General features: G+C 51.3%; 5 protein-coding genes. 1 reads left to right on the top strand and 4 read right to left on the bottom strand.

Features of this window, described 5'->3' with window-relative positions:
• Nucleotides 1–241 precede the first annotated feature (241 nt).
• The 4 genes from ilvA to ilvB all read right to left on the bottom strand — a co-directional run bounded on the left by ilvA (nucleotide 242) and on the right by ilvB (nucleotide 4,686).
• Entirely contained in the window at nucleotides 242–1,501 is a 1,260-nt protein-coding gene (gene ilvA, locus HMPREF3090_RS04680; protein ID WP_067972486.1) for a threonine ammonia-lyase IlvA, read from the bottom strand.
• Nucleotides 1,502–1,586: 85 nt separating this feature from the next.
• Nucleotides 1,587–2,600 carry a ketol-acid reductoisomerase gene (gene ilvC / locus HMPREF3090_RS04675; protein ID WP_210382186.1) on the bottom strand — a complete coding sequence of 338 codons (1,014 nt, stop codon included), beginning with the start codon at nucleotides 2,598–2,600 and terminating at the stop codon, nucleotides 1,587–1,589.
• Between the two features lie 77 nt (nucleotides 2,601–2,677).
• Nucleotides 2,678–2,977 carry an ACT domain-containing protein gene (locus HMPREF3090_RS04670; protein ID WP_070486065.1) on the bottom strand — a complete coding sequence of 100 codons (300 nt, stop codon included), beginning with the start codon at nucleotides 2,975–2,977 and terminating at the stop codon, nucleotides 2,678–2,680.
• A complete protein-coding gene (gene ilvB, locus HMPREF3090_RS04665) occupies nucleotides 2,977–4,686 on the bottom strand; it encodes a biosynthetic-type acetolactate synthase large subunit (protein WP_067972494.1) in 1,710 nt (569 codons plus the stop codon). The genes HMPREF3090_RS04670 and ilvB overlap by 1 nt, the downstream gene beginning before the upstream one ends.
• A gap of 344 nt (nucleotides 4,687–5,030) precedes the next feature.
• On the opposite strand from ilvB, the gene HMPREF3090_RS04660 reads away from it, so the two are divergent.
• Nucleotides 5,031–5,822 (top strand): ABC transporter ATP-binding protein, encoded by a 792-nt coding sequence (locus HMPREF3090_RS04660; RefSeq protein ID WP_067972497.1) that lies wholly within the window; start codon nucleotides 5,031–5,033, stop codon nucleotides 5,820–5,822.
• Nucleotides 5,823–6,611: the final 789 nt, after the last annotated feature.

Genomic DNA, 6,611 nt, shown 5'->3' with positions numbered 1-6,611 from the left:
ACATATCCTCTCCCCTTTTGTCCGTTACTGCCTGCATTAGTTTTTTAATTTCATATAAAAAATCCCCCAGCAATAACTGGAGGAGATTTTGATATTCGAAAGCTAAGCGCTCTTGCTCACACCCTATAGTCGGGTTCAGGCTGGCAGCTTTCGTGTCACTTCACAAGTCTCCGCCGCAGTCTATGAGACTGCTCTGGTGACTTGCTCCAGTGAACGAAAGCTAAGCGCCAGCCCTCACACCCTATACTAAAAATTGATACAGTGTCGAGTTTTCTGAGATGTCGATATAGTTGGGGTCGAAGGCGGCCATGCGGTCTTTGAGGGCCTGGATGCTGGAGGCTTCGGCGAGGTCGATACCGATGAGGACGGGGCCGCTGGAGTGGCTTTTGCGCTTGGTGTATTCGAAGACGGAGATGTCGTCGCCGGGTCCGAGGACGTCGGTAACGAATTCTCTTAGGGCGCCGGCTCTTTGAGGGAAGTTGACGATGAAGTAATGCTTGATGCCTTCGTAGATCAAGGCTTTTTCTTCGATTTCCGCCATGCGGTTGATGTCATTGTTCCCGCCTGAGATTAAGCAGACGACGGTTTTGCCCTTGATGTCGTCAGCTAAAAGGTCGAGTGCGGCCACGCTCAGGGCGCCGGAAGGTTCAGCGACGATGGCTTGCTTGGTATAGAGTTCCAAGATTGCTTGGGCAGCTAGGCCTTCAGGGACTAGGCAGATGTCGTCGACCTTGGCCTTGACGTGTTGGAAGGTGAGTTGGCCGGCCTCGCCGACTGCTGTCCCGTCGCAGAACTTATCGACCCGTTCCAGAGCAGTAGGTTCGCCGGCGTCCAAGGCTGCCTTCATGGAAGCTGCGCCGGTAGGTTCCACCCCGATCACCTTGGTATCAGGCATAGCCTCTTTGACATAGGCGGAAACGCCGGAGATCAGACCGCCGCCCCCCACTTGGACTAAGAAGTAGTCGGCTTGTTGGCCTTCAGCCACCAGGTCTTGGTGGACTTCCACCGCTAGGGTTCCTTGGCCGCGCATCACGTCTAAATCGTCATAGGGTTCGATGAAGCTGAGCCCGTGTTCCTTGGCATAGGCGTGGGCTGCCCGGTTGCTTTCGTCGAAGGTATCGCCTTCAATCTGAATGTCCACAAAGTCGCCCCCAAAGTATTGCACCTGGCTAATCTTTTGATTAGGGGTGGTATTTGGCATAAAAATGACAGCCTGGATGCCTTTTTTCTGGGCGGTATAGGCCACACCCTGGGCATGGTTACCGGCCGAAGCACAAATGACACCCTTGGCTAAGTCTTCATCTGAGAGTTGGTTGATGGCATAGTAGGCGCCGCGAATCTTGAAAGACCGAACCACTTGCAGGTCTTCACGCTTGAGGTAAATGCGGCCTTGGTACTTCTCAGATAAATAACTATCATATTGCAGTGGGGTTTGGGGGAGGTCTTGGCGCAAGCTACGATAAGCGTCGAGGACCTCTTCTTTGGTGACTAATTCAGACATAAAATACCTTCCTTCCAAATCAAGTGCCGGAAAGATAAGAAGGACCGCTTAATAGGCAATCCTTCTCACTTTATGGTCGCTTGAATTAATTCTTAGTGTCGACTTTATTTTTCTTAACGAATGGCATCATATCGCGAAGCTCTTCGCCTACTTCTTCGATTTGGTGGCTAGCTTCTTTTTCACGCATCTTGTAGAATTCTGGGAAGCCGTTCTTGTAGTCATTCACGAATTCACGAGCGAAGTCGCCGTCTTGGATACGTTTGAGGGATTCTTTCATGGCTTCTTTAACTTCTGGTCCGATGACGCGTGGGCCAGTCACATAGTCGCCGTATTCTGCAGTGTTTGAGCAGGATTGACGCATGTGGGACATCCCACCTTCATAGATCAAGTCAACGATTAATTTCATTTCGTGGCAAGTTTCGAAGTAAGCAGATTCTGGTTGGTAGCCAGCTTCAACTAAGACTTCAAAGCCTGCTTCGATCAAGTGAGTTACCCCACCCATCAGAACGTTTTGTTCACCGAAGAGGTCGGTTTCTGTTTCTTCCTTGAAGGTTGTTTCAAGAACCCCAACGCGGGTTGCGCCGATGCCGTCAGCCCATGATAAAGCGATGTCGTGAGCCTTGCCTGTTGCGTCTTGAGCGACTGCAACTAAGGCAGGAACGGCAGAGCCGTTTTCGAATTCGCGGCGAACTAAGTGGCCTGGGCCTTTAGGAGCCACCATGAAGACATCAATATCTTCTGCCGGTTTGATGGTGCCGAAGTGGACGTTGAAGCCATGGGCAAAGGCTAAAGCGTTACCAGCTTCTAAGTTGTCTTTGATTTCAGCTTCATAAACATCTGCTTGGATTTCGTCTGGTAAAAGTACCATCACGATGTCCGCTTGCTTGCTGGCTTCAGCTACTGAGAAAACATCGAAGCCGTCTTCACGGGCACGGTCAGCAGAGCTCCCTTCGCGAAGGCCGATGATGACATCTTGACCAGAGTCGCGTAAGTTCTTAGCATGCGCGCCCCCTTGTGAGCCGTAACCAAGAACGGCAATCTTCTTGCCTTCCAATGCGTTGTTTTGTACATCCTTTTCGTAATAAATTGTAGCCATAATTATTTCCTCCTAATTTTTTAAGACACCGCGAGGGTTGCCATAGTAATTATTATTTACTCAAATGAGTAAGTTACTACCTAATAAATGGATTGGTCTTCGCGCTCTTTGTCGCTGGGAAGACCGTCTGTGATATCGACGACATAGATCACATCGATCTGCTTTTCGAGCTGGTTCATTAACAGCTCAGCTGCCGCCTGGTCAGCAAATTGAATGCCCAGGGTAATGATGGAAAATTCAGCACTGGAATCTGCTGACCCGCCCGCATATTGCAGGGTGAGGGTATCGATGTTGTAGCCTGGTTTGAGGACCGTTTGGGTAATCCGGTTAAGAACACCTGGCCGGTTAACCACCCGGGTTTGAATGATACGAGCTCCCATTAGCCTAATCCCTCCATTTCATTATTGGGTCTGCCTGCAGGAACCATGGGAAGAACGAGTTCATCCTTGGCGATCCTGACTTCCAAGACATAAGGACCATCATAGGCCAGCATGGCGTCAATGGCAGCTTCCATTTCAGCTGGGTCAGAGACGCGAGCCGCCTTAACCCCTAGTGCTTCGGATAATTTCACAAAGTCGGGGTTTTGGTCGAGGAATTCTGAGTGAGAATAGCGTTGACCATAGAACTTGTCCTGCCATTGGTGGACCATGCCCAAGACCTCGTTATTTAGGATCATGAACTTCGGTTTCACATCATAGGCCGACAGGATATTGAGTTCCTGGTTGGTCATCTGGAAGCCCCCGTCGCCGACAATGGCCACGACATCTTGACCTTCCTTAGCCCCAAAGGCTGCTCCGATTGCTGCGGGGACGCCATAGCCCATGGTTCCCAAGCCACCACTGGTCAGGAACTGCTGGGTGTGGCGGACCGGATAGAATTGAGCCGCCCACATCTGGTGCTGGCCAACGTCCGTTACCACAAGGGCCTCACCATCGGTCTTCTCACCCAGGTAGGCGATGGCCGCTTCAGGGCGGATAGTCGACCGGGCTTCTGGTAGAGCCATAGGGTGCTTGGCCAGGTTGTCCTTGTGGAAGGCCACCCATTCTTCTGAGGCCTCATAGTTGGATAGGGCTGAAGCATTGAGGGCTTCTAGGGCTACCTTGGCATCTGCGATCAGTTCATAGTCGGGTTGGATGACTTTACCGATCTCCGAAGCATCGATATCGATGTGGATGATCTTAGCCCCCGGCGCAAAATTATCGGGCACGGAAGCCACCCGGTCATCGAAGCGCGACCCGATATTGATCAGACAGTCGGTATTCATCAATGCCATATTGGCCGCATAGGAACCATGCATCCCGCCCATACCGAGGAAGTAAGGATCCTTGCTATCGACCGCTCCCAGGCCCAGGAGTGTCGCCACAACTGGAATCTTGTGGGTGTGGACGAACTCACGCAAGTCCTCTTCCGCGTCAGCCTTAGCAATCCCACCACCCACAAGGAGGAGGGGTTTTTGGCTGGCTTGGATTGCTTCCATAATATTCTGAATATGCTCATTATTCGTAATCTTCTGTTGCTTTTCAGGATGGTAACCCGGCAGGTAGATCTCTGTGTTCACTTCATCGATAGGCACCATCTGCTGGCCGACATTCTTCGGAATATCAACCACCACAACGCCCTTCCGACCTGAATTGGCGATATAGAAGGCTTCCTTAATGACGCGTGGAATATCCCGGGCATCCCGGACTTGGACACAGTACTTGGTGATTGGGGTCATGACGCCGATCACGTCGGTTTCCTGGAAGGCATCCTTACCGATCCCTGCCTGGGCCACCTGACCTGAAATCACAACCATGGGCACCGAGTCCATCTGGGCCGTTGCCACAGCCGTTACAATATTAGTTGCCCCCGGACCAGAAGTAACCACGCTGACGCCGGTCTTGCCGCTTGCCCGCGCATAGCCGTCTGCCATGTGCCCAGCCCCCTGCTCGTGGCGGGCTAAGACGTGATTGGTCCCGTTCTTGAAGAATTGGTCATATAAATCAAGGACCGCTCCTCCAGGGTAACCGAATATGACATCAACCCCTTCTTCATTCAAGGCTTCAACAAGGAGCTGCATGCCCTGCTTTGTCTCTTCTTCCTTTGCCATTAAACCACCCATCCTTCTGCTTACTTACACTTTAGTTAAAATAAAAGCACCCCAATGCTTGCATGGGATGCTATGTCCCACTCTACAAAGCCGAATAGGACTCGAAGCTGATCTCAATCAGTCCAGTCCTAGCTGTGTAAAATGACTAAAATATTCACTTGTTTAAAATTCTTAGACATTTTCATGAGTGGGACTCCTTTCTTAATCGATAAATTGATTATACTGAGCCTTGTCTCATTTGTCAATACAATTTCTTAGAATGTTATCATTTAATTCTTATGAAAGTGGTTTTTATGTTTAATTTCATGCTATTATAAGACTAAGAGTAAAAAGGAGGTAGACCCATGACCCAATATAATGATAGCGTCCTGTGCCTAAAGAATGTCAGCTACTACCGGCAAGGACGCCCCATCCTAAAAAATATCAACTTCGAAATCCGTCCCGGCCAACACTGGGCCCTGCTCGGCCTCAACGGTTCAGGGAAATCCACCCTGATCCATATCCTGAGCGGCTATGACTGGCCTAGCGCCGGCCAAGTGACCGTGCTCGGCGAACGCTTCGGCCGGACCAATATCTCCCGCTTGAAACGGCGGATCGGCCTGGTGTCCTCCTGGCTGGAATACCGCCTGCCCGAAAACGATTCGGTCCTCAAGATCGTCCTGAGCGGCCTCTTTGCTAGCTTCGGCCTCTACCAGGCAGTCGGCCCCAAGGAAAAACTGGCCGCCCAAGAGCTCCTGGCCCGCTTCGATTGCGAGGATTTAGCCGACCGACCTTTTGCTACCCTCTCCCAGGGTGAGAAGCAAAAGATCCTCATCCTCCGCGGCCTCATGACCAAGCCGGAACTCCTGATCTTAGACGAACCCTTCAACGCCCTGGACCTCTTCGCCCGCGAACGGCTTTTGGAATTTCTCGGTGAAGTCAGCCAGGAAGAGGGCCTGAGCCTGGTCATGATCAGCCACCGCAGCGAAGACATCAGCCAGCTCTTCCAACACGTCCTCTTGCTCAAGGAAGGCCAAGTCTTCGCCCAAGGCCCACGCCAGGACATGCTCCAAGATGGGCTCCTGACCGACTTCTACGGCCAAGCCGTCGACTGCCTCCCCTACAAAGACCAGCGCGTCCTCGTTGTCCCGCGCTAGGGGGGCTTGCTAGCGCGAACTTGCGAATGCGGGGTTGGTTTGCGAGTTGAGTGGTGGCAACTTGCAAATGCGGGGCTGGTTTGAGAGTTGGATAGCAGCGACTTGCGAAGGGAGCGCTAGTTTGCAACTTGAGCAGCGGTAACTTGCGAACGAGGCCCTGGTTTGCAACTTGGGCAACGGCGACTTGCGAACGAGGCCCTGGTTTGCAACTTAGGCAGCGGCAACTTCTTTTTTTTTGGCGGATGGCTCTGTTCGCTGTCCGCTCTCAGAGGCCTGATTGATCCCTTGTTATTGAAAAATTTATCGGGAGGGCTATCGGAACCTGCCGACCCACAATTAAAAAGCGCGAGTGTGGGTTAGGGAATGCCAACATCCAATTGGACGGGTCGAGTGTGGCTTGCTACCGAAGAACCCACACTTGAAACTTCTGAGTGAGGCTTGCTAGCCACCAACACACAATCAGAGCCCCCAACTGTGGATTAGTAAGTGGGAAACCACACTCGTAAGACCCAATTGTGGGTTGACCAGGTAAAATAATCTCCACAAGACGGCCCAGCCGTCTTGGACCTTAACAAAGCGAGTATCTAAATTAAAAAGCAGAACAGATACTTACTACCACCTATTAAAAAATCATTGCATTAAAAAAAGCTGGAGCGAAATCCAGCTTTTTTTAATATCGGTCACAAAAGTCAGGGGACTGACTTTTGTCACATTCTTATCATTGGGGTTTGAGTGAGCCCTCACACCCTGTAGTAGGGTTCGGTCGCGCAGAAGTGGCTCCTCTTCACA

Origin of the sequence: Aerococcus sp. HMSC23C02 (genome assembly GCF_001806805.1) — a bacterium.
Lineage (GTDB): Bacteria > Bacillota > Bacilli > Lactobacillales > Aerococcaceae > Aerococcus > Aerococcus sanguinicola.
The sequence above is the reverse complement of the archived record's forward strand: the minus strand, read 5'-3'. Positions and strand labels throughout refer to the sequence as shown.